This is a genomic window from Shewanella alkalitolerans, from assembly GCF_019457575.1.
Taxonomy (GTDB): Bacteria; Pseudomonadota; Gammaproteobacteria; order Enterobacterales; family Shewanellaceae; genus Shewanella; species Shewanella loihica.
In genome coordinates, this window is sequence record NZ_CP080422.1 from 834,517 (window position 1) to 858,103 (window position 23,587).

23 protein-coding genes are annotated in these 23,587 nt (G+C 55.2%); 14 read left to right on the forward strand and 9 right to left on the reverse strand.

Annotated features, from left to right (window positions below):
• Positions 1–18 precede the first annotated feature (18 nt).
• The 4 genes from K0J45_RS03755 to yjjX form a co-directional block, all read right to left on the reverse strand.
• The gene (locus K0J45_RS03755) at positions 19–1,230 is read right to left on the reverse strand and encodes a cysteine desulfurase (RefSeq protein ID WP_220044309.1); all 1,212 of its coding nucleotides are present in this window, start codon (positions 1,228–1,230) and stop codon (positions 19–21) included.
• Positions 1,231–1,334: 104 nt separating this feature from the next.
• On the reverse strand, positions 1,335–2,375 hold the full coding sequence (locus K0J45_RS03760) for an NADP(H)-dependent aldo-keto reductase (RefSeq protein WP_220044310.1): 1,041 nt from the start codon (positions 2,373–2,375) through the stop codon (positions 1,335–1,337).
• Between the two features lie 123 nt (positions 2,376–2,498).
• A complete protein-coding gene (locus tag K0J45_RS03765; protein ID WP_258406378.1) occupies positions 2,499–3,467 on the reverse strand; it encodes a bifunctional helix-turn-helix transcriptional regulator/GNAT family N-acetyltransferase in 969 nt (322 codons plus the stop codon).
• A 136-nt stretch (positions 3,468–3,603) separates the two neighbouring features.
• Positions 3,604–4,176 (reverse strand): inosine/xanthosine triphosphatase, encoded by a 573-nt coding sequence (gene yjjX / locus K0J45_RS03770; RefSeq protein ID WP_220044311.1) that lies wholly within the window; start codon positions 4,174–4,176, stop codon positions 3,604–3,606.
• Between the two features lie 455 nt (positions 4,177–4,631).
• On the opposite strand from yjjX, the gene K0J45_RS03775 reads away from it, so the two are divergent.
• Positions 4,632–5,903, forward strand: coding sequence for a serine/threonine transporter (locus K0J45_RS03775; protein ID WP_011864545.1), 1,272 nt, complete (start codon positions 4,632–4,634; stop codon positions 5,901–5,903).
• Between the two features lie 56 nt (positions 5,904–5,959).
• Positions 5,960–7,327, forward strand: a complete 1,368-nt coding sequence (locus K0J45_RS03780) for an L-serine ammonia-lyase (protein ID WP_220044312.1) — start codon at positions 5,960–5,962, stop codon at positions 7,325–7,327.
• Between the two features lie 73 nt (positions 7,328–7,400).
• Here the strand turns inward: K0J45_RS03780 and K0J45_RS03785 are convergent, their stop codons facing one another.
• Entirely contained in the window at positions 7,401–7,844 is a 444-nt protein-coding gene (locus tag K0J45_RS03785; RefSeq protein WP_220044314.1) for a GNAT family N-acetyltransferase, read from the reverse strand.
• Positions 7,845–7,995: 151 nt separating this feature from the next.
• Here K0J45_RS03785 and K0J45_RS03790 point away from each other — a divergent pair, with 151 nt between their 5' ends.
• Positions 7,996–8,301: a DUF4234 domain-containing protein gene (locus K0J45_RS03790; protein WP_011864548.1), complete on the forward strand. Its 306-nt coding sequence runs from the start codon at positions 7,996–7,998 to the stop codon at positions 8,299–8,301.
• Positions 8,302–8,468: 167 nt separating this feature from the next.
• The gene (locus K0J45_RS03795; protein WP_041406394.1) at positions 8,469–9,767 is read left to right on the forward strand and encodes a dicarboxylate/amino acid:cation symporter; all 1,299 of its coding nucleotides are present in this window, start codon (positions 8,469–8,471) and stop codon (positions 9,765–9,767) included.
• Positions 9,768–9,856: 89 nt separating this feature from the next.
• Here the strand turns inward: K0J45_RS03795 and K0J45_RS03800 are convergent, their stop codons facing one another.
• Positions 9,857–10,270, reverse strand: coding sequence for an META domain-containing protein (locus tag K0J45_RS03800; protein ID WP_220044316.1), 414 nt, complete (start codon positions 10,268–10,270; stop codon positions 9,857–9,859).
• Between the two features lie 196 nt (positions 10,271–10,466).
• Between K0J45_RS03800 and K0J45_RS03805 the strand changes: the two genes are divergently transcribed.
• The gene (locus K0J45_RS03805) at positions 10,467–10,706 is read left to right on the forward strand and encodes a hypothetical protein (protein ID WP_220044317.1); all 240 of its coding nucleotides are present in this window, start codon (positions 10,467–10,469) and stop codon (positions 10,704–10,706) included.
• A gap of 25 nt (positions 10,707–10,731) precedes the next feature.
• Here the strand turns inward: K0J45_RS03805 and K0J45_RS03810 are convergent, their stop codons facing one another.
• A complete protein-coding gene (locus K0J45_RS03810; protein ID WP_220044319.1) occupies positions 10,732–11,676 on the reverse strand; it encodes a GGDEF domain-containing protein in 945 nt (314 codons plus the stop codon).
• 220 nt (positions 11,677–11,896) lie between these two features.
• Positions 11,897–12,853 (reverse strand): nucleotidyl cyclase domain-containing protein, encoded by a 957-nt coding sequence (locus tag K0J45_RS03815; RefSeq protein WP_220044320.1) that lies wholly within the window; start codon positions 12,851–12,853, stop codon positions 11,897–11,899.
• 121 nt (positions 12,854–12,974) lie between these two features.
• Here K0J45_RS03815 and K0J45_RS03820 point away from each other — a divergent pair, with 121 nt between their 5' ends.
• The 3 genes from K0J45_RS03820 to K0J45_RS03830 all read left to right on the forward strand — a co-directional run bounded on the left by K0J45_RS03820 (position 12,975) and on the right by K0J45_RS03830 (position 14,466).
• Complete coding sequence (locus tag K0J45_RS03820; RefSeq protein WP_220044322.1) at positions 12,975–13,550, forward strand: GNAT family N-acetyltransferase; 576 nt, start codon at positions 12,975–12,977, stop codon at positions 13,548–13,550.
• 14 nt (positions 13,551–13,564) lie between these two features.
• Positions 13,565–13,966, forward strand: a complete 402-nt coding sequence (locus K0J45_RS03825; RefSeq protein WP_220044323.1) for a hypothetical protein — start codon at positions 13,565–13,567, stop codon at positions 13,964–13,966.
• Positions 13,967–14,028: 62 nt separating this feature from the next.
• Positions 14,029–14,466, forward strand: a complete 438-nt coding sequence (locus K0J45_RS03830; protein WP_220045212.1) for a VanZ family protein — start codon at positions 14,029–14,031, stop codon at positions 14,464–14,466.
• Between the two features lie 69 nt (positions 14,467–14,535).
• Here the strand turns inward: K0J45_RS03830 and metK are convergent, their stop codons facing one another.
• The gene (metK, locus tag K0J45_RS03835) at positions 14,536–15,687 is read right to left on the reverse strand and encodes a methionine adenosyltransferase (protein WP_011864557.1); all 1,152 of its coding nucleotides are present in this window, start codon (positions 15,685–15,687) and stop codon (positions 14,536–14,538) included.
• Positions 15,688–16,224: 537 nt separating this feature from the next.
• Between metK and tkt the strand changes: the two genes are divergently transcribed.
• The 6 genes from tkt to K0J45_RS03865 all read left to right on the forward strand — a co-directional run bounded on the left by tkt (position 16,225) and on the right by K0J45_RS03865 (position 23,518).
• Positions 16,225–18,219, forward strand: coding sequence for a transketolase (tkt, locus tag K0J45_RS03840; protein ID WP_220044324.1), 1,995 nt, complete (start codon positions 16,225–16,227; stop codon positions 18,217–18,219).
• Between the two features lie 133 nt (positions 18,220–18,352).
• The gene (gene epd, locus K0J45_RS03845; RefSeq protein WP_144199445.1) at positions 18,353–19,369 is read left to right on the forward strand and encodes an erythrose-4-phosphate dehydrogenase; all 1,017 of its coding nucleotides are present in this window, start codon (positions 18,353–18,355) and stop codon (positions 19,367–19,369) included.
• A gap of 101 nt (positions 19,370–19,470) precedes the next feature.
• The gene (locus K0J45_RS03850; protein WP_011864560.1) at positions 19,471–20,646 is read left to right on the forward strand and encodes a phosphoglycerate kinase; all 1,176 of its coding nucleotides are present in this window, start codon (positions 19,471–19,473) and stop codon (positions 20,644–20,646) included.
• A 152-nt stretch (positions 20,647–20,798) separates the two neighbouring features.
• Complete coding sequence (gene fba / locus K0J45_RS03855; RefSeq protein ID WP_011864561.1) at positions 20,799–21,863, forward strand: class II fructose-bisphosphate aldolase; 1,065 nt, start codon at positions 20,799–20,801, stop codon at positions 21,861–21,863.
• Positions 21,864–22,074: 211 nt separating this feature from the next.
• A complete protein-coding gene (locus tag K0J45_RS03860; protein WP_011864562.1) occupies positions 22,075–22,815 on the forward strand; it encodes a DUF481 domain-containing protein in 741 nt (246 codons plus the stop codon).
• 247 nt (positions 22,816–23,062) lie between these two features.
• Positions 23,063–23,518 carry a winged helix-turn-helix domain-containing protein gene (locus K0J45_RS03865; RefSeq protein WP_011864563.1) on the forward strand — a complete coding sequence of 152 codons (456 nt, stop codon included), beginning with the start codon at positions 23,063–23,065 and terminating at the stop codon, positions 23,516–23,518.
• The last annotated feature ends 69 nt before the right edge of the window (positions 23,519–23,587 follow it).

Consider the following 23,587-nt stretch of genomic DNA (forward strand, 5'->3'; position numbering starts at 1 on the left):
GGACATTGTCTCATACATTTAAAGCAGCAGCTCTTTTACCGATTTTAGCGCCTGGATGAAGCGATCGACATCTTCATCATTGCTATAGACGCCGAGGGAGGCGCGGCAGCAGCCTGACAGCCCTAGGGTCTGCATCAGGGGCATGGCGCAGTGATGGCCGCAGCGCACGGCGATCCCCTGCTGATCCAGCAAGATCCCTACATCCTGGTGATGCTCGCCGGTGAGGTTAAAGGCCACGGCGCCGATATTGTCCTGGTGGGCACCATAGAGGCTGATGCCACCCAATGCCCTGAGCTCATCCTGAAGACGGTTTAGCAGGGCCTGTTCATGGGCCCTGAGTTCAGCGCGGGGCAGGGACTGGATAAAGTCGATGGCGGCCCCCAGACCTATCACCTCTGCGATGGGCGGCGTACCGGCCTCAAGACGGTTGGGCAGGATATTAAATGTGGTGCCTTCGAAGCTCACCTGCTTGATCATCTCGCCGCCGGTGAGCAGGGGCTCGAGCTTGTCGAGCGCTTCATAGCGGCCATATAAGATGCCTATACCCGTCGGGCCATACATCTTGTGGCCGGAGAAGAGGTAGAAGTCGCAATCCAGGGTCTGCACATCCACCTCGAGATGGGCGATCGCCTGGGCGCCGTCGATAAGCGTCAGTGCACCTACCGCCTTGGCCTGAGCGATCATCTCTTTAACCGGATTGACCGTACCTAGCACGTTGGACACATGGCTTAGGGCGACGACACGTGGACCTCGTTGCAGTAGTGCTTGATAGGCCAGCTGATCCAGGCGCGCCTCTGGGGTCAGCGGAATAGGCAGTATCTCGGCGCCGGTTTGCTTGGCCAGCATCTGCCAGGGCACTATGTTGGCGTGGTGGGCGGCGCTGTCTAACAGGATCAGATCCCCTGCCTTTAGCTGGCTGGCCAGCCCTAGGGCCACCAGGTTGATCCCCTCCGTGGTGCCATGGGTAAAGATGATCTCTTCGCGACGGTTTGCCTTAATGAAAGCCTTCACCTTGTCGCGCACCGCCTCATATTGGCTGGTGGCGCGGGCAGACAGTTGATGGGCAGCGCGGTGCACGTTGGCATTATCCGCCTGATAGTAGCGGCTCATGGCGTCGATCACCCCTTGGGGTTTCTGACTAGTCGCGGCCGTATCCAGATACACCAGCGGATAGTCGCCGAGTGACTGGGTGAGGGCGGGAAACTGGCTGCGCAGCTGGCTTAATTCCATCGATTGGGTCCGTCGCGTGGTTCAAACAAAAAAGGCGCTCAGATCTTGGGAGATCTCAGCGCCTAATGCAAGTTCAATTAGCCTTTTAGGGCATCTCTACGGATTTAAGGGCAGGGAATGCGGTAGATGGCCGCCAACTCGTCGATTCTGCCCATCAACTCGTCGCTCAGGCTGACCGAGGTGCTGTCGATATTCTCTTTCAGCTGCGCTAGGTTGGTCGCGCCTATGATGTTACTGCCGACGAAGCGGCGGCCGTTGACGAAGGCCAGCGCCATCTGCGCCGGGCTGAGGTTGAACTCCCGCGCCAGCTCCACATAGGCCTGAGTGGCATCCAGTGCCATCTGCGAGCCTGTGTAGCGGGCGAAGCGCTTAAACAGTGTGAGTCTCGCCCCTTCTGGCCACTGGCCGCCTATGTATTTGCCACTCAGGGCGCCAAATGCCAGTGGCGAGTAGGCCAGCAGTGGCAGCTCTTCCCTGTGGGCAATCTCAGCCATACCCACCTCGAAGCTGCGGTTAAGCAGGTTATAGGGATTCTGCACGCTGATGATGCGCGGCAGGCCGTGCTTCTCCGCCAGCTGCAGATACTTCATCAATCCCCAGGGGGTCTCGTTGGAGACGCCTATGTAGCGGATCTTACCCGCCTTGATCAGATCGGCCAGGGCCTCCAGGGTCTCCACTATGGGGGTGAGCTTCTCATCATCCTGCTGCTCATAAAAGAGCTCGCCGAAGAAGTTGGTGTTGCGATCCGGCCAGTGCAGTTGATAGAGATCTATGGTCTCAATCTGCAAGCGCTCCAGGGAGTCGTTGACCGCCTGGTGGATGTTGCGCCAGTCCAGCGCCATGTTCTGGCGGATATAGTCGCTCTTGCCGCCGGGGGCCGCGACCTTGGTCGCGATAATGAGATCGTCACGCTTGCCCCTGGCCTTGAGGTAGTTACCCAGGATACGTTCGGTCTCGCCCTGAGTCTCGGCCTTGGGCGGCACGGGATACATCTCGGCGGTATCGATAAAGTTGATGCCTTGTCCGATGGCGTAATCGAGCTGCTCGAAGGCCTGGGCCTGGGTATTCTGTTCACCCCAGGTCATGGTGCCCAGGCAAATTTTACTGACGTCTAAGCTGGAATGGGGGAGTCTTGTATAGTCCATTCAAATCTCCAGAATGCGCAAGGATTACCCCTGAGGCTAGCAAGCTTTCTTAGGAAACACTAGATAAATTACTTCATGGTGAAGTAACAAAATATCTCAATGATTTGCTTGAATTTTTAATGGCTAAAGTTTAATCAGCATGGGCATTTCACAGGCATCGTGACCCGTGTTGCCAAGGGGGGCATCCAGGTGCTCGAAGCCGAGTTTCTCGTAGAGGCTGACCGCCTCACTCAGGCAGGCGGTGGTTTCCAGATAACAGTGGCTGAATCCTTGGCTGCGGGCAAACTCAAATGCCTGCAATGCCATGCGTTTGGCAAAGCCCTTGCCTCTGAGTTTTGGGTCGAAATACATCTTCTGTAGCTCGCAGACCTCATCGTGGCCCGGTAGGGGAGCGATCCCCACGCCGCCCAGCACCAGTCCCTTGTAGTCGACCACCCAGTAGTGGGCCTTGTCGGCTTGATAGACGCTGTAGAGATCGTCCAGGGTCGGGTCGGCGACGCTGTAGCCCTTATCCGGTGTCAGGCCATATTCGGCGGAGACGTTGCGGATCACCCGGGCGATATGGGGGTTATCCTCCTGGGTGAGACTGCGGATAGTGTAGCCCTGCTGGGCGCTGGCCAGATCCATGGCGCGGGTATATTGGCGTAGGCTGGCTTCCAGCTGGGCGATCTGCTCGGGCGAGAGTTGGGCCAGGATCTCCTGGTACATCTTGTTCTGTTGCTCGTTCAGGCTGTTGAGTTGGCGTTTGCCCTGAGCCGTGAGTTGGCACAGCGAGCTGCGACTGTCTCTGGGGTTGTTGCGACTCTTGGCAAAGCCCTTATCACACAGCTGGCTCACCGCGCGGCTGGCATTGGACTTGTCGATATTCAGCGCCAGGGCCAGCTGCTTTATCGACAGCTCCTGGGTGCTGAGTTCGATCAAGGCGTGGGCCTGCACCGGCGACAGCGGCTGATCGCCGCAGGCGGAGTTGAGCATGCCCAGTTGCCTCACCAGTTGCCTCGACAGGCTGCGCAGCGACGAGCAGGTCTGGGGCAGTTCGACGGCCTGAGCGAGACTGGCATCATCGAGCATAGAGGGGCAAGATTGTGACATGGTTAAGATCCGAGTGAGCTATATAGTTGCGATATACATCTAACTTAGATCCCTAAAAAGAGAAATGCAAGTTTTTGCTAATGTAGATAAATTCAGCAGGCTCATCTGGGTTAGCCTGCCTTCTCCTGCCGCCTAATCAGCCAAAGATCTCCGGATTGAGCAGCGGCGCCATCGCCAGCACGATCGCCTGGGTGTAGACGCTCTCGCGACTGGCCTTGCCTTGGGTAAAGAGGCCGATGGCACCTCCCTTCTGCTTGATGTTGACCGTGTTGAACAGCCTGTCCATCACATCGCCAAGCTCCTCACCGGCCACCAGGGCATCATACACCGGGGCGGGCAGCGGCATCTGCGCGCTGCGACCTATGCTCAGGCTGCCTCGATGAACGATGGCCATATAGGCGTAGGTGGCCGCGCCGTGGTCGAACAGATCGACGCCACCCTCCATGGCGATATAGAGATCCGCCGTAAGGCGCTCATCGCTCTTGCCTTGCTGCTCGCAGTAGCGGGCGCGGTTGATGGCACCTTCGCGAGTCTCTGAGTCCGTCATCGGCTGGGCGGCGACTCCAGAGGGGGCGTGCATGCCCTGGCAGAGGATCTCGGCGTCTGGAAACAGCAGGCAGAGGGCGTTGCGGGCCGCGCCTATCTTGACCGGATTGGTCGAACCGACCGTGATACGAATGGTGGCTTGTTGGCTAAGAGCGCTGGGCATGGGTATTCCAAAAGTGAATGAATCGACAGGGCGCCATTTTGCCATAAAGCGCCTCGGGATGCATGGGCGCGCAAGCGCAAGGCGCGGCGCAACATTTAACCTAGCGGATGTGCGCAAATGGCATCTTATCGCGGCGAAACAGGGCTAAGCGGCAGGGCGGCCGCCATAGCGCCGGGTTAACAGATGTAAAAAAGGGTAACGCGCTTGTGATGTCTAGGTTCGCTTTGGTTAGCGTGAGATTGCCGTTATGAAAATTTACAACACAATAAGTTAGATTCGGCTCACAAAGCCGATTCATTCTGAAAATTCATTACAAAAAGAGGTGTCAGATCAATTTCTCGCGTCCTGCCTGCTATATGCTACGCCCGAATTTTAGTCGTGCTCGCCAGGCGGAAAAACGCCGCGGGGCGGGGCGTCGAAACACTCAGATGCTAGGGCATCGATAAGGTTATTTTATGCAAAACGAAGCGACAATCTCTGATGTAAACCTCGCGCAGCGCCAAGGTTGGACTCGCAGCGACACGACCTGGATGTTGAGCCTGTTCGGCACCGCCGTCGGCGCCGGTATCCTGTTTCTACCCATCAATGCCGGCATGGGCGGTTTCTGGCCCCTGGTGCTGATGGCCGTGATTATCGGCCCCATGACCTACCTGGCCCACAGAGGCCTGTCTCGCTTCGTCTGCTCCTCTCAGCGTCAGGGCAGCGATATCACCCATGTGGTTGAGGAGTATTTTGGTGTCGGCGCCGGTAAGGCGATCACCTTGCTCTACTTCTTCGCCATCTACCCCATAGTGCTCATCTATGGTGTGGGCATCACCAACACGGTCGACAGCTTCATCGTCAACCAGTTGGGCATGGCCTCGCCACCACGCTTCCTGCTGTCCGGCATCTTAGTACTGGGCATGATGTCTGTGATGGTGTCTGGCGAGAAGTTTATGCTCAAGGTGACTCAGCTGCTGGTGTATCCGCTGGTGGGGATTCTGGCCTTCATGTCACTGTACCTGATCCCAAGCTGGAAGATGGATGCCCTGATGGAAGTGCCTGCCGCCGGTGAGTTTCTCGGTACCGTCTGGCTGACCATCCCAGTGCTGGTATTTGCCTTCAACCATTCGCCGGCCATCTCCCAGTTCTCGGTATCGCTGAAGAAGCAGTACGGTAGCAACGCCGCCAAGAAGGCCGATGTGATCCTGCGTAACACCAGCATGATGTTGGTGGGCTTCGTGATGCTGTTCGTCTTCTCTTGCGTACTCTCATTAAGTCCGGCCCAGCTGGCCGAGGCCAAGGCGCAGAACCTGCCGATCCTCTCTTATCTGGCCAACGTACATGCCAGCGGCTTCGTTAGCTATTTCGGCCCCATCATCGCGGTGATCGCCATCGTCTCCTCATTCTTCGGTCACTACCTGGGCGCCACCGAAGGCCTCAAGGGGATCATCACCAAGCAGCTGCGTAGCAGCAACAAGGAAGTGTCGGACGCCAAGATCGACAAGTTTATTCTCGGCTTCATGTTCCTGACTATCTGGGGCGTTGCCGTGATCAACCCGAGCATCCTGGGGATGATCGAGGCCCTGGGCGGCCCTATCATCGCCGCGATCCTCTACCTCATGCCTATGTATGCCGTCTACAAGGTGCCTGCGCTCAAGGCCTACCGTGGTCGCATCAGCAACATCTTGGTGATCCTGGCAGGCTTGCTGGCGATGACGGCCATACTGTTTGGCATGCTCTCTTAATCGACTCATGTTACGCCCGGCGACTCTCTGCCGGGCGAATCTAAGTGGAAGCATTTATGGTTAGCGCATTTGATATTTTTAAGATAGGTGTGGGTCCCTCCAGCTCACACACTGTCGGGCCGATGAAGGCCGCCAAAGGTTTTGTTGACGATCTGCGTCAGCGTGGAGAACTGCTGAGCATCACCAGCGTCAAAGTGGATATCTATGGCTCCCTGTCGCTCACCGGCAAGGGCCACCATACAGATAGCGCCATCATCATGGGGCTGGCGGGCAACAGCCCTGAGACGGTAGATATCGACCTGACCCCTGAGTTTATCCGTCAGGTGGCCATGACCTCCTGTTTGCCACTGGGCACGGAAGGGCATGGGGTCGATTTTCCGCCCGAGGCCGTGGTGTTTCACCCCGAGGCTTTGGCGCTGCATGAAAACGGCATGACGTTGAGCGCCTATGTCGGTCAGCAGTGTGTCTATCACAAGACCTATTACTCCATCGGCGGCGGCTTCATCGTCGACGAGGAGCATTTTGGCATGACGGCCGCCAACGAGGTGGTCTTGCCCTATCCCTTCGCCAATGCCGAGGAGCTGCTGGTTCTATGCCAGGAGACGGGCATGAGCATCAGCGCCATCATGATGGCTAACGAGCGGACGCTTCACAGTGAGGCCCATATAGCCGAGGGTTTCGAGGCGGTATGGCATACCATGAAAGAGGCGATCGAGCGCGGTTGTCACACCGAAGGTGTGTTGGCCGGGCCATTACGGGTGCCACGTCGGGCACCGGCGCTGTTCCGTCAGCTGGCTACCGGTGAGCGTCTGTCGGCGGATCCCATGATGATCGTCGATTGGGTCAACATGTTCGCCCTGGCGGTGAGCGAAGAGAATGCCGCCGGTGGCCGGGTGGTGACTTCGCCCACCAATGGCGCGGCGGGGATCATCCCGGCCGTGTTGGCCTATTTTGACAAGTTCATTCAGCCGGTAGGCCCTAAGGAGTACAGCCGCTACTTCCTCGCCGCTGCGGCTATTGGTGGCCTGTATAAGCGCAACGCCTCTATCTCTGGCGCCGAAGTGGGCTGCCAGGGTGAGGTGGGCGTTGCCTGCTCCATGGCCGCCGCCGGACTGGCAGAGCTGATGGGGGGGAATCCGGCTCAGGTCTGCATCGCCGCCGAGATCGGCATGGAGCACAACCTAGGACTGACCTGTGATCCTGTCGCCGGTCAGGTGCAGGTGCCTTGTATCGAGCGCAACGCCATCGCCTCGGTGAAGGCGATCAACTCGGCGCGTATGGCGCTGCGGCGCAACAGCGAGCCCAGAGTTAGCCTGGATAAGGTGATTGCGACCATGTATGAGACAGGCAAAGATATGCATGTGAAGTATCGCGAGACCAGTCAGGGTGGCCTAGCGATCAAGGTTACCAGCATCTGCGCCTAAGCTCTTGTCTGAGCAATTGGCTTAAGCCAATAAAAAACGCCCAACGGGGCGTTTTTTTATGTTTGGTTATCGGCTACTTTTCTTCATACATCAGGTAGTAGCTCTGCTTCATGCCGAGGGCCTCGTAGGTCTTCTGCGCCTTGTGGTTCTCCTGCTCCACATAGAGTCTGAAGCTGGCGGCGCCGCCATTATCCTCGGCTATCTGTTTCACCGCCTCATACAGCTTGCCATAGATCCCCTGACGACGATTCTGCGGGCGAATATAGACGCTCTGGATCCAATAGTAGTCCTTGGCGCGCCAGTCGCTCCATTCGAAAGTGACCATGAGGGAACCCAAGATTTCGCCGGCTTCCTCGGCGACCAGGTAGAAGCCGCGGGCGGGGTTTTCAAGCAGCGTCTGTACGCCTAGGGTGAGGGTCTGTTGATCTAGGCTGAGCCCCTCGGTTTCGTTGGCCATGGCCTGATTAAACTGCACCAGTGCGGTGAGATCCGATTGTTGGCCTTTTCTTATTTGCATTATCGCCTCCTTAAATTTGGCCATACTCTAGCATGCTTCATGGCCAAGCGAAGCTAAGCCAGGGCAGAATTTTTTCGATTGTCTCTTAGACTAAAGTCTAGCTCTGCTATGCTTTGAAGAAGGGAGTGCTAAGTGTCTATGGGGTGAGGCGATGAGTGATTCTGACCAGAATGATCTTACTAAACTCAATCAAAATCAGCGTGATAGCTTGGCGCTTGGCCGGGAGCAGGAGGCGGTAAATCATCTGCTGCATTTTCTGCTGACCCTGGTTACCCTAGGTCTCTGGGGCCTAGTCTGGTGGCACCTTATCCTAAAATCCCAGGGCAAGGCGGAGCGGCTGTTTCATGGCTTCGACGACGCCTACTGGAGTCACCTCATCGAGCGCGAACAACCCCCTGCGGCCCTGCATACCTTCAGGGTCGATGCCAAACAGGAGTCTGCCTACTTCGAGGCCTGATGGGGCCTCTCTTGATATGAATCACAGCTTACTCCAGGTTTATCTGATATTATCCCCGTCCCATTTGCGTCTGCCGTCTGCTGCGTTGCTACTTGCTCCGTTGCGACAGGCTCCTCTGTCATAGGGCGGCAGGACGAAACCACTCTCGCGATTCAAGGTTATTAATGATGCGTCAACAAACCTCTTCTTGGCTGGGCCGTGCCTGGTCTGGCTGGATGTCTGTGCCCCTGTGGCTACAAATCCTTATCGGTATGCTGCTGGGTATCTGCGCCGGCCTGGGCCTGGGCGAACAGGCGGTGCTGCTTAAACCAATCGGTACGCTTTTTGTCAACACCATCAAGATGTTGATTGTCCCCTTGGTGTTCTGTTCCCTGATAGTGGGGGTGACCTCTATGCAGGACACCGCCAAGATGGGCCGCATCGGTTTTAAATCTTTTGCCTTCTATCTGGGCACTACCTCAATCGCCATCACGCTCGGTCTGGCCGTGGGTCATATCATGCAACCCGGCGCCGGACTGGCGATGACCTCGGCAGAGAGTCACAACGCGGTGAAAGAGGTGCCTTCTATCATGGAGACACTGATCAACATAGTGCCAACCAATCCTATCGCGGCGCTGGCCAGCGGGCAGATCCTGCAGGTGATCGTCTTCGCGGTGGCCCTGGGTATCGCCCTGGTGTTGATCGGCGACCATGGTAAGCCGGCCATCAAGGTGTTCGAGAGCCTTGCCGAGGCCATGTATAAGCTGACCGACATGGTGATGAAGCTGGCGCCATATGGGGTATTTGGCCTGATGGCCTGGGTTGCCGGTGAATATGGCATGGATATGTTGATGCCGCTGATCAAGGTGATTCTGGCGGTTTATATCGGCTGTGCCCTGCATATTATAGGTTTCTACAGCCTGGTGTTGACTTTCGTGGCTAAGCTCAACCCCATGCAGTTTTTCAAGGGGATCAGCAACGCACTGGCGGTGGCCTATACCACCTCGAGCAGCGCCGGCACCCTGCCTGCCAGCATGAAGTGCGCCAGCGAATCCCTAGGGATCAACAAGAAGATCTCAAGCTTCGTGCTGCCCCTAGGCACCACCATCAACATGGATGGCACCGCCTTGTATCAGGGGGTCACGGCGCTGTTTGTTGCCCAGGCTTTTGGGATCGACCTCACCTGGGTCGACTATATCACCATCATTCTCACCGCGACCCTGGCCTCAATTGGCACTGCCGGGGTGCCGGGTGCCGGTCTGGTGATGTTGACCCTAGTGCTGACCACTGTTGGCCTGCCGCTGGAAGGGGTGGCGATCATCGCGGGTATCGACCGTATCTTGGATATGGCGCGTACCGTAGTGAACGTTTCCGGGGATCTGGTGGCTACCACAGTGATCGCCAAGTCTGAAGATGAGCTGGATCTCGAGCACTACAACGCCGATGCCGAGCAGAGCCAGATACTGGCAGAGCGCCTGGATAGCTAGTGTTAAATAGCTAGTTTTAAATAGCCAAGCCGAGTTTTCGACACAAAAAAACCGCCAATCAGGCGGTTTTTTTATGTCGGCAATAGCGCTTACTGCTTGCTGAGGACCAGCTGGGTTTCGCCGTCAGCGTCGCTGAGCAGCAACTTGCCTTTGACCAGTTTGGCCTGGGTGACCTGAGACATGGCCTGCATGACATTGCGCTCCTGCTGCATCAAGGCATCAACACAGGCTTTCATCGTGCTACCGGCGGGGGAGAGGCTCAGGGCCTGACCGTCCAACTGATACTGGCCGAAGAACTGGTTACAGCTGTTGTTGCCGCTCAATGCGCCATCTTCGGCAAACACCAGCTGGGCCGGGCTGTAGTCGATGACGGCTTTACCCTGGGCGGCCTCGATATGCCAGCTACCTAAAATATCCAGATCCTCGCCGCCTGTGAGGGATGCGCTTTGACAGGCAGATAAGCCGAGCAAGGTACCGGCGATAAACATAAACTTCTTAAACATGGGGAAACTTCCAATTCTGTGAGACTGATATTTTGACAAGCTTACGCCTAATTAAAAAGCCTTATTCGGGGTTTTTCCATGATATTTTGTTCATGGTAAGCTGTTTCCACTGTTGGCCCAGCTGCTTCGACGACAAACTAGGCTGACGACAAACTGTGCCGACGACAAGCTCTGCTGAAAGGGGAAAGACGAAGCTATGATGACAGGATTAAAACTGGCCCACTGGTTGGGACTCGCCATGGTGCTTGCCGGCCTTGGGATCTATGGCCTGACCTCCTGGACCGAGCAGATCCAGGGGATACTCTTGGTTTCAAGCCTGATAGGCCTGGGGCTGGTGATGATGTCGCCTTTCCCCATAGTGCTCTTTTTTCAATGGGCAAAGGCGCAGGATCAGCCCCAAGATGCATCTGAGTGCGAGAGCCAGCGCGAGAGCTAGCGCAAAACTTAAGATTTGACTTGCCCTAGGCCTTTACGCCGCCTTGCCGTTTCAGCTCTCGGTTGGCATGTAGATTCTGTCTCGCCGCCTCCACCATGGGCTCGATGGCAAGATGTGTTGTGGGGGTGAAGAAGCTTACGCCTATGGCGATCTCCGCCTTGATCTCTTCCTTGGCGATCTGCTTGAGCAATCGCTTGGTGAGAGATTCGAGATTGGCCTGACTGTCGACGAAGGCCAGTATGGCAAACAGGCCATCTTCGATGCGCGCCGATACATCGGCGTCACGCATATTATGGTGTATCACCCGGGCTAACTGCCTCAGCCCCTGACTCTGTTCCATCACTCCCTTATAGGAGGTCATGTCCTGCAACAGGACGATACCCGCATGGGAGCCGAAGCGGCGACTCAGGCTCAGCTGCCTTGGCGCCATCAGGTTGAAGCCATAGGGGTTGAGCATACAGGTGAGATCGTCCTGTACCGACATCATCTGAATCTGCTGCATCAAAAACAGGTGCTTGAGCTCTGCCTGGATCAGCGCCTTGGCGTTTTCCATCAGGGGCAGGAGTCGCTGAAAGTGTTTGCTGCGCTGGCTGTCGCAGATCAGCATGACGCCGAAGGGTTGACCGTCTGACCAGTAGAGGGGGAGGGCTAGCAGGCTGTTAAAGCGCGCCAGGTGACTCTTGGGATCTAGGCTCTTGGTCAGATCCAGCAGGCCGTAGGCGGTGTGGTTCTTGAGTGCCTGGGTGAGGCTGGCATCATGAAACTGAGTGCCGGCATAGAGATTGAGATCCGTGTGCTGACGACTACAGACCACCTGATACTCGCCGTCGATAAACTGCAGCACTAGGCTGGCCTGGGCCTGATAAAATTCATTAAGTAGATCAACTTGTTGCTGCCAACGTGGCAGGGTAATGGCGGGGTGGTCGGCTTCCCTGAGCCAAAGGCTGGTATCGGCGCATTCTAATAGCATAGTAGTGCTCGCTTATTGTTATTATTAATTTGCATAACTCGCTAGTTGCTGTGGGGTCAGCCGAAAGACTGACGACACAAAGTATTTACATCATACTCAAAAATCATATGTTGTGAGAATGTAAATTTTCAATTTTGCGAGCAAAATCTGTTTTTTCGTTTTTCGAAGTTAACTTCTAAAGCCTGCCTCTAATGCCAGTTTCTAGCGCCAGCCTCTAGCACTAGGCCTCAGTCTCAATTTCATCATCTTTCTGCTGAGACTTGAGTTGCTGCTTGGCCTTCTCCAGCATGGGCGCCAGCTTGGCCGAGGAGTCAGGGGCGAAGAAGGAGTGGCCCGAATCCAACTTGAGGCGATCGTTTTGTTGTAGCAGCAGTTTCTCGACCCTGTGGCTGATGTGGTTGAGATCCCGCTCGGTATCCACAAACACCAGTACCACGAACTGGCTGTGGCTGTAGTGGGCGGCGATGTCGGCGGTGCGTATGGTGTCCTGAATGATGTTGCCCAGCAGGCGGATATGCTTGTCCTCGATTTCGTCGATCAGCGGCGGATTGGGGTAGAGCTCGAAGAAGAGGATGCCGGCATGGGCACCGAAGCGACGGCCCAGGTTGAGCTGTCGCGGCGCCATCATGATGAAGCCATAGTGATTGAGCATGCCCGTGTCGCGATCCCGCATCGACAGCGACTCGATGCGCTGGCTCTGACACAGGAGTGCCAGGTCCTGTTGCAGTAAGATCTGGAAGGGCTCCAGCATAAAGGCGTTGGTGCTGGCGGTCTCCTTGCTAGCCGGATTGATCACACACAGACAGCCGAACACTGTGCCGTCGGGCCAGAGGATCGGTCTGGATAGCATGCTGCTGGCGGTGGCGAGATCTTTGGGAAGCTCGGCGTTGGACTCCCGGCTCAGATCCAGGTTGACCCCTTCGGGTTGACTGTTGGACAGGCGGGTGAAGAGCTCGAATTTCTCGTTATACAGGGTGCCGGAAAGAAACCTGCGGGTATCGTTGATGGAGCTGACGATGATCTCAAAACCCAGGTCGGTCTGCTGGGCGACAAAGGCGACATCGGCTTCGAAATAGCGTTTCATCAGTTCGCACTGATGCATCCACCTGACTAAGTTGATTTGCGCGTTATCGTTTTCAAGTATACTCACACCCGTGTGAATGTTTTCCGGCAGCATGATCGGCTCTAACCTATTGGTGTTTCAGGTGTGTTAAGTGTGGTAGTCGATTAGCTATTTTGCAAATAACCCGAAGATTTAAGGGGATATTCTTGTTTCTTCACAGCATAGTGAGTCCGTCATGGTGATCCGTCTGGCAACCCGCGCCGACCTTGATGCCATCGCCGCCCTGGAAGCGAACCAGTGGGAGGCCGAGCTTGCCCCAGATCAGCGCGGCGGCATGATGACGGGCCAGAGTTTTAGTCGCCAGCAGTTAGATAAGCTGATCCAGAATCATTGGTTGCTGCTGGCCGAGGTTGGCGGTGAGATTGTCGGCTATGTGATCGCCGGTCGCTGGCCTTTCTTCGGTGACTGGCCTCTGTATCGTTATCTCTTGAAGCGACTCGAGGCAGGCCGTTTCGAGATAGACCGTTTCGAGATGGGCAAGGGCATAATCAGTGTTAGCAACAGCTGTCAGTATGGTCCCATCTGGATAGCGCCGTCCCAGAGGGGGTCTGGCCTGTTTGCCGAGTTGGTGGCCAAGCTCAAGAAAGAGGTGGCACCTCAATATTCCTACATGGTTACCTTTATCGCCGAAGAGAACGAACGTTCATTCGCCGCCCACACCCAGAAGGGGGGCATGCAGGTGCTGGACTTCTTCGAGTTCGATGGCCGCGGTTACTACCTGCTGGCGGTCGATACCGCAGGCGCTGTCTAGGGGAGGGCGACCTTATGACGAGCAATAATACCGAGAGTGGCATGAATGAGAGCAAGATGGCCGAGAGCAAGATGCAAGGCTTCCCACCGCGTCTCGCCCAGCTGCTTGAGCCCTATGCTGGCGTCAGCCTTAGCGCCCTGGATAACCTCAAGCTGCTCAAAGCCTTGGCGGACCAATCGGCGCTTAGCTGCGAGTGTCTCGAGCTCAGCGGTGAGCCCCGCGCGGTCTACGTCGCCAAGTGGGACGAAGGCTGGTTTGATTGCGGCTTTAGTAATGCCTACAGCGCCGAGATAAGGCCTATGACGCCGCCATCAGAGACGCAGTTGGCGACGGCCAGTAAGGTTGAGGTGCCACTGTTAAATGCGCAGCAGCTGAGTTTCATGTGCATGCAGTATGCCCATTTCGATCATTGTTAGCCGGGATTGAAGATATTGAAACAGAGAAATGGAGGCAATATGTCAAGGATGAGTCGTTTGTGATGGTGAGAACCTTTGCCCTGCTGGGCGTGTTATTCAGTGGTTTCCTGGTCTGGCTGATCGTCAGCGCCGATGCCGGGCGCACTAACCCCTTGTTTGAGCTGGCCCACTCTTTGCCCTATGGCGATAAGCTGGGGCATATGCTGCTGTTTGGCACCCTTACCCTGTTTGCCAATGTTGGCAGCAACTTCAGGCGCGTCTCTGTCGGGCGACTTTCTTTAGGGCGGCAGTCGTGTTGGGGAATGAGACCCTATCTGGGGGCTGTGGTGGTGGCGCTTGTGGTGATCATCGAGGAGTGCAGTCAGCAGTATTTTCCCAGTCGCACCTTCGATGGCTATGACCTAATGGCCGATGGGGTCGGCATCATGCTCTTCAGCATGGTGAGCCTGTATCTTGAGAAGCGATTCTCTACTGGCAATGATATCTCTAGTCGCAATTAATATATCTCATTGACCAAGATACAAAAAAGCCGCCAAAGGGCGGCTTTTTGCTGACTGGCAAAACCAATCTTACAGCTTAGCGTCTGCGCGCAGCGCTTCAGCCTTGTCGGTGCGCTCCCAAGGGAACTCGTTACGACCGAAGTGACCGTAAGCCGCAGTTGCCTTGTAGATAGGACGGGCCAGGTCGAGCATTTCGGTCAGGCCGTAAGGGCGCAGATCGAAGTGTTGACGAACCAGGCCGATAAGCACTTCTTCAGAGACCTTGCCTGTGCCGAAGGTTTCGACGCTGATAGAGGTTGGCTCGGCCACACCGATAGCGTAAGAAACTTGGATCTCACAGCGATCCGCCAGACCGGCAGCCACTATGTTCTTTGCCACATAACGGGCCGCATAGGCCGCGCTGCGGTCAACTTTTGATGGGTCTTTACCCGAGAATGCGCCGCCGCCGTGACGAGCCATGCCGCCGTAGGTGTCGACGATAATCTTACGACCCGTCAGACCACAGTCACCCATAGGGCCACCGATAACGAAACGGCCGGTTGGGTTGATGAAGAACTTGGTCTCCTTGTTCAACCACTGTGCCGGTAGCACAGGCTTGATGATGGTTTCCATCACACCTTCGATCAGATCAGACTGGCTGACGCTATCGCAGTGCTGGGTAGAGAGAACCACGGCGTCGATGCCGACGATCTTGTTGTCTTCGTAGGCGAAGGTCACCTGGCTCTTGGCATCTGGACGTAACCAAGGCAAGGTGTTGTCTTTACGCACTTCAGACTGACGCTTCACCAATGCGTGAGCATAGGTGATAGGGGCTGGCATGAGGACGTCAGTTTCGTTGCTGGCGTAACCGAACATCAGGCCCTGGTCGCCGGCGCCTTGCTCTTTAGGATCGGCGCGATCGACACCCTGGTTGATGTCTGGAGACTGCTTACCAATGGCGTTGAGTACCGCACAAGAGTCGGCATCGAAGCCCATGTCTGAGTGGGTGTAGCCGATCTCGCGAACCGTCTTACGGGTTAGCTCTTCAATATCGACCCATGCAGAAGTGGTCACCTCACCACCTACCATCACCATGCCGGTTTTGACGTATGTTTCACACGCCACACGTGCCTTAGGATCTTGCTCTAAGATCGCGTCGAGTACCGCATCAGAAATTTGATCGGCGATTTTATCTGGATGACCTTCTGAGACCGACTCAGAGGTAAACAAGTGCTTTGCCATAATGGAAAAATCTCGTCTTTAAACAATTTGAATGTGTAGAAGTATCTACATCTAGACGGCCATTTTAGTGGAAATCAGATCGGATGACACCCTTTTCGATGAAAATTGTGGAGTAAAACCGGGTAAATATTCTAATGCTTCGGATGAGTTTAAATAAAAGTGCAACTTAAAATATTGTTAATGTTGAATTTTTATTGTTGTTATAAGGCCGCGATTTTTTATTGCCAAAGGATCGCTCCGGCCAGTTAGATGAAGATCGCGGCGAGTCGGGTCTGCCTGCTCACTCTTATGCTCGCAAATTCGGGCGAGGTCTGGGCTCGAGGTCTGGGCTCGAGGTATTAGCGGCCAGGCGAGGTTTTGCCTGGGGTCATCTTGAGTGTCACTGAGGTGCACTTTTTCGCGTCTAGATGGATTTAATCTAAGCTAAAGGGCGAATTTTATTTGCGTCCCATCCACGAGTAGGGGAAAATATGCCCCCATTGTTGCCCGCAAAATCGGCCCGCAAAATCCCCAACATTCAAATCAGCAGGAGAGAGCATGTCATCTCGTAAAGAACTCGCAAACGCTATCCGTGTGTTAAGTATGGATGCCGTTCAGAAAGCCAACTCTGGTCACCCAGGTGCGCCATTGGGAATGGCCGATATCGCCGAAGTGTTGTGGAATGATTTCCTGAAGCACAACCCGAACAACCCAGAGTGGGTCGACCGCGACCGTTTCATCCTTTCAAACGGCCACGGCTCTATGCTGATTTACTCTCTGCTTCACCTGACGGGTTATGCACTGCCGATGGATGAGCTGAAGAACTTCCGTCAGCTGCACTCTAAGACGCCGGGTCACCCTGAATATGGTTACACCCCAGGTGTTGAAACCACTACAGGTCCACTGGGCGCGGGTATCAGCAACGCCGTAGGTATGGCGATTGCCGAGAAGACTCTGGCGGCACAATTTAACCGTCCTGGCCATGATATCGTTGACCACTACACCTACTGCTTCCTGGGTGACGGCTGTCTGATGGAAGGTATCTCTCACGAGGCCTGTTCATTGGCGGGTACCTTAGGTCTTGGCAAGCTGATTGCTTTCTGGGATGACAACGGCATCTCTATCGACGGTCACGTCGAAGGCTGGTTCACCGACGATACCGCCAAGCGTTTCGAATCTTACGGCTGGCATGTGATTGCCGGTGTCGATGGCCACGACAGCGATGCTATCCGCAAAGCAATCGAAGAAGCCAAGTCAGTTACCGATAAGCCAACTATGATCTGCTGCAAGACCATTATCGGTTTCGGTTCACCAAACAAGTCTGGCAGCCACGACTGTCACGGCGCACCACTGGGCGATGCTGAAATTGCGGCGGCTCGTGAATTCCTGGGTTGGGAACACGGTCCATTTGAGATCCCTGCAGACGTTTACGCGGGTTGGGATGCTAAAGAAGTGGGCGCGGCCAACGAATCTAGCTGGAACGAGAAGCTTGCTGCCTATGAAGCCGCTTACCCAGAACTGGCTGCTGAATATAAGCGCCGCGTGATCACTGGCGAACTGCCAGCCGATTTCGAAGAGAAGGCACAGACCTTCATCAAAGAGTGTCAAGAGAAGGGCGAGAACATCGCCAGCCGTAAGGCATCACAAAACGCTATCGCGGCCTTCGGTGCTATCCTGCCTGAACTGCTCGGCGGCTCGGCTGACCTGGCCGGTTCTAACCTGACCCTATGGTCTGGTTCTAAGGGCATCCAGGAAGATCCAGCCGGTAACTACATCTACTACGGTGTGCGTGAGTTCGGTATGAGCGGCATCATGAACGGTGTGTCGCTGCACGGTGGTTTCATCAACTATGGCGCGACCTTCATGATGTTTATGGAATATGCGCGTAACGCGGTACGTATGTCTGCGCTGATGGGCATTCAAAACATCTTCGTTTACACCCACGACTCTATCGGTCAGGGTGAAGATGGCCCGACTCACCAACCGGTTGAGCAGCTGGCTAACCTGCGCATGACACCAAACATGATGGTATGGCGTCCATGTGATGCGGCGGAAACTGCCGTAGCTTGGAAGATGGCTATCGAGCGTCGTAACGCGCCGACTTCACTGGTATTCAGCCGTCAGGGTCTGCCTGCACAGCCACGCAGCGAAGAGCAACTGGCTAACATCGCCAAAGGTGCTTATGTGTTGCAAGATTGCGCCGGCACGCCAGATCTAATCCTGATCGCAACCGGTAGTGAGGTGCAGCTGGCACTGGATTCGGCTAAGGCGCTGACCGAGCAAGGTAAGGCGGTACGCGTGGTCTCTATGCCATCTACCGACGTGTTTGACGCGCAAGACGCTGACTACAAAGAGTCTGTACTGCCTAAGTCAGTCACTAAGCGTGTGGCCATCGAAGCGGCTCACGTCGATTACTGGCACAAGTATGTCGGTTTCGACGGCGCCATCGTTGGCATGACCACCTTCGGTGAGTCTGCTCCAGGCGGCGCGCTGATGAAGCACTTCGGCTTCACCGTTGAGAATGTGGTTGCCAAGGCAAGCGCTATTCTCTAAGGCCTAGCGCCTGCAAAAGGGCATAGGGCAAGCAGTTGCTCTATGCCATGATGACTCGGCTTATCGATAACGATAGGCCGTTGTCGCATCAAGAAAGCCTATCTCAGGACGGTGTTAGGAGTAGAAGCACTTAATGATTAAAGTTGCTATTAATGGTTATGGCCGTATCGGTCGCTCGATTCTTCGTGCTCTCTATGAGTCAGGCAAGCGGGATCAGATCCAGATTGTCGCCATTAATGAACTCGCCAACCCCGAAGCCATGCTTCATCTGACCCAATACGATACTACCCATGGTCGTTTTCAGTCTCCCGCGTCACTCGACGCCAATGTGATGACCATAGGGGATGACCGTATCCAATTGCTCCATGAGGCCGATGCCGAGAAGCTCCCCTGGCAATCCCTGGATATCGATATCGTGTTCGAGGCCACGGGCGCCCTCATCGACCGCCAGGCCTGTGAGGCCCATATCAGGGCGGGCGCCAAACAGGTTCTGATCAGCCATCCCTCATCCGGCGACGTAGACGCCACAATCGTCTACGGCGTGAATCATCAAGATCTTAAGGCCGAACATAAGGTGGTCTCTAACGCCTCCTGCACCACCAACTGCCTAGTGCCCATTATCCAGGTGCTGGACCGCGCCTTTAAGGTGCGCAGCGGCGCCATCACCACCATCCACTCGGCGATGAACGATCAGCAGGTGATCGATGCCTATCATGACGACCTTAGACGCACCCGTGCCGCGGGGCAGTCGATCATTCCGGTAGATACCAAGCTGGCCAGAGGGATCGAGCGGATCTTGCCCGAGATGAAGGATAAGTTCGAGGCGATATCTGTGCGCGTGCCGACAATTAATGTGACTGCAATTGACTTATCGGTCACCTTAGATAAACGTGTCGATATCGATACAGTGAACCAGGTATTATCTCAGGCGGCAAATGGCTCATACCAAGGGGTTGTGGGCTATACTAATGCGCCATTGGTATCGTGCGATTTTAATCATGATCCCAGATCCAGTATCGTCGATGGCACCCAGACCCGGGTGAGCGACGGCCATCTGGTGAAGTTGCTGTTGTGGTGTGACAACGAGTGGGGCTTTGCCAACCGTATGTTGGACACCAGTTTAGAGATGATAAAGGCCGTTAGAGCCTGATTTTAAAGATTTTAACCTATGGCCGGTGAAGCGTCCCGGCGGTGGGTAGCCCAGTTTTGCTTTAACTTTTATTTTTAACTTTAAACTTAAGGAAACGTGAAATGGCGATTATCAATATGTCAGCGTTAGATCTTCAGGGCAAGCGCGTGCTTATCCGTGAAGACCTCAATGTCCCGGTCAGCAATGGTGTGGTCACCAGCGATGCGCGTCTGCGTGCCTCTCTGCCAACCATCAAGCTGGCGCTGGAGAAAGGCGCGGCCGTGATGGTGATGTCTCACCTGGGTCGTCCGACCGAAGGCGAGTACAACAGCGAGTTCTCTATGCAGCCTGTTGTGGATTACCTGGAGAAGGCGTTGGATTGCCCGGTACGCCTGGCTAAAGACTACCTGGACGGCGTAGAAGCCAATGTCGGTGAAGTCGTGGTGTTCGAGAACGTGCGCTTCAACGTGGGCGAGAAGAAGAACGACGAGGCGCTGGCCAAGAAACTGGCTGCCCTGTGTGACGTGTATGTGATGGACGCCTTCGGCACCGCACACCGCGCCCAGGCATCGACTCACGGTGTTGGCCTGTACGCCCCTGTGGCCTGTGCCGGTCCACTTTTAGCCGGTGAGCTGGAAGCCCTGGGTAAGGCGATGGACAATCCGGCGCGTCCGCTGGTGGCCATCGTAGGCGGTTCTAAGGTGTCGACCAAGCTGACTGTACTCGAGAGCCTCTCTGGTATTGTCGATCAGCTCGTCGTGGGTGGCGGTATCGCCAACACCTTCATCGCCGCAGCCGGTCATAACGTAGGTAAGTCGCTCTATGAAGCGGACCTAATCGATGAAGCCAAGCGATTGGTAGCCAATGCCCAGAGCCGTGGCGGCGACATCCCTGTACCGACCGACGTCGTCGTGGCGAGCGAGTTCAGCCCAACGGCGAGCGCGACCCTCAAGGCGGTCGATCAGGTGGCGGATGAAGATATGATCTTCGACATCGGCCCTGATAGCGCCGAGGCCCTGGCCGAGATCCTCAAGAACGCCGGCACCATAGTCTGGAACGGCCCGGTAGGTGTGTTCGAGTTCGACCAGTTCGGTGAAGGCACCAAGCGTATCGCTCAGGCGATCGCCGACTCTTCTGCCTTCTCTATCGCGGGCGGTGGTGACACCCTGGCGGCGGTCGACAAGTACGACATCGCCGATAAGGTCTCTTACATCTCTACCGGTGGTGGCGCCTTCCTGGAGTTCCTGGAAGGTAAGGAACTGCCTGCTGTGGCTATGCTGGAAAGCCGCGGCGAATAAGTAAAAAATAATTAGTATTATAAGAAACCGCCGATAGTCGGGTCGCAAGGAGTTCGCGCCCCGGTTGTCGGTATCAAAATCTGTCCAAACGATAGTGACCTAGGTGGCTAAACGGGCCCAGCCCGATTACCACCCTATTATTGGAGTTAAAAATGGCCTTAATTTCCCTACGTCAACTGCTAGACCATGCCGCAGAGCACGGATACGGCGTTCCCGCGTTCAACGTTAACAACCTGGAGCAGATGCGCGCCATCATGCAGGCGGCAGAAGCTACAGACAGCCCGGTTATCGTTCAGGCGTCAGCCGGTGCGCGTAAGTATGCTCGTCCTCAGTTCCTTAAGTATCTGATGGCGGCGGCGCTCGAGCAGTACCCAGATATCCCTGTGTGTATCCACCAGGATCACGGTACTCACCCTGACGTGTGTCAGCGTTCTATCCAGCTGGGTATGTCTTCAGTCATGATGGACGGCTCACTGATGTCAGACGGTAAGACACCTGCTTCATACGAGTACAACGTCGACGTGACCCGTAAGACGGTAGCCTTCGCCCACGCCTGTGGTGTGTCGGTAGAGGGTGAGATCGGCTGTCTGGGTAGCCTGGAAACTGGCCAAGCCGGTGAAGAAGATGGTGTTGGCGCCGAAGGTATCCTGAGCGAAGATCAGCTGCTGACCACGCCGGAAGAAGCGGCGCGTTTCGTAGCCGACACTCACGTAGATGCCCTGGCCATCGCTATCGGTACCAGCCATGGTGCCTACAAGTTTAGCCGTAAGCCTACCGGCGACGTGCTGCGTATCGACCGTATCAAGGAGATCCACGCACGTATTCCTAACACCCACCTGGTCATGCACGGTTCTTCTTCTGTACCACAAGAGTGGCTGGAAGTGATCAACCAGTATGGCGGCGCCATCCCTGAAACTTATGGTGTGCCACTGGAAGAGATCGTCGAAGGTATCAAGCACGGCGTGCGTAAGGTTAACATCGACACCGACCTGCGTCTGGCCTCTACCGGTGCGGTACGTAAGTTCCTGGCGGAGAACCCAAGCGAGTTCGACCCACGTAAATTCCTCAAAGCCTCTATGGATGCGATGGCAGACATCTGTACCGTTCGCTACGAAGCCTTCGGTGCGGCGGGCATGGGTTCTAAGATCAAGCCTAAGTCACTGCAGGCCATGTATAAGGCATACCAGTCTGGCGAGTTAGATCCACAGGTGAACTAATTCGGTCTGACGACCCAATATGAAAAAGGCCCGCCAATTTGGTGGGCTTTTTTTATGGTAAAAACGCCACAAAGAGTAAGGACTAACTCTCGCCCTTAGCTGAGCTGTTAGTTCAAAATGCTGGAAAGGCAAGCGCAATTTTCATTTCTGTGCGCCGGATGATACTATTGCGCCAATTTTTAAGGGACTTAGATAAATAGGTAAACAGATAATGAAAAAATTGCTGACGGCTACGGCCATCCTGATGGCGGCCCCTTTTGCAGCGCACGCGGGCGCCGATTTCGTTAAGGGTGACAGAACCTTTGCCGCCGACGCCGAACTGGGTGCGACGGTGACTACGGGTAACACAGAGACGACCTCTCTCAAGGGCCGTCTGGACATGAAGCACGAGCTGGGTAACTGGGAAAACCAATATCTGCTGGAAGCCCTCTACAAAGAGGATAGCGGCGAAGAGACGGGTAAGCGCTACTACGGCCTGGTACAGGGCAACTACAAGTTCAGCGACGTGAACTATATGTTTGCCAACGCCAACCATGAGATCGATCCCTTTACCGGTTTCGATTCTAAGTCAACGATTTCTGCCGGTTATGGTCACAAGTTTGTCGATACCGAGAAGACGACCTTCGCCGTCGAAGTGGGTCCGGGTTTCCAGTACAAGCGTCTGGACGATGAGAGCGCCGCCGAAGCGGGTTACGACACCGAAGAGAGCTGGGTGGCTCACGGCGTGATGAACTTCGAAACCGAGATCACTGACAACTCTAAGTTTAAGCAGCTGTTTGTGGCCGATTACGGCGAGAGCCTGGAAGGTCGCTCTGAAACCTCTATCACGGCGAATATCGTTGGCGCCCTGGCGATGAAGTTTGCCGTTATCGTGCGTTACAACAGCGAGCCGCTGGATAACAAGAAGAGCACAGATACCGAAACCAACATGACGCTATTGTACTCTTTCTAATAGGGTTTTTATTGGACTTAAGAGACGCCTTTAGGGGCGTCTTTTTTTTGTCTGAAATCAGCCTGAAATTAAGCCTAAACGGGCTTAAATCTGTATCGGGATGTATCATAATTATTCAGATAATTTAATGGGTTATGTGCTGATTGTCACGAAAGTTGCCCGGGTAAAATGTCACACTAACAACCAGACGCTAGCCTTAACAGGCGTCGCGATATTTGTGTAATTCCCCCATAAGTGTGAGACCCGGATGCAGATAGGTTGCTGTTGGTTTGAGCCGTCCCAGTCGACGCTGTCGAATCAGGACAATGACACCAGCTGGCTTATGCCAGGTGCGGAGTTTGCCGTGCTTAAACTATTGACCGAGCATCGTGGTCAGGTGATGTCCAATGCCGACCTGTTGGCCTGCCTACCCGAGGATGACGCCAACATGGCGCGTCTGGTGCAGGCGGTGGATCGTATCCGTTTCTTTCTCGGCAGTCCGTCGGGCAAGTTACTGGAATCGGTGGACGATCAGGGCTATATACTGCACAGCAAACTTTCACCTCACCGCGAGCTGCTGGGTAACGGGCCTATCCGCCGCATGACCAAGCAGCAATACATACTGCTGATCTCTCAGCTGCTACTGCTGTTTCTGCTCATCTATTCAGTGTTTGAGCCCTTCAACTATCTGCCCTCGTTAGCCGAGATCATCGGCGAGCAATAACCCCTTCTTCTATCTATGGCCGTGTCCCGCTTGCTGGGCAGGTTTAGCGCTGGTTTAGCTTTGATTTAG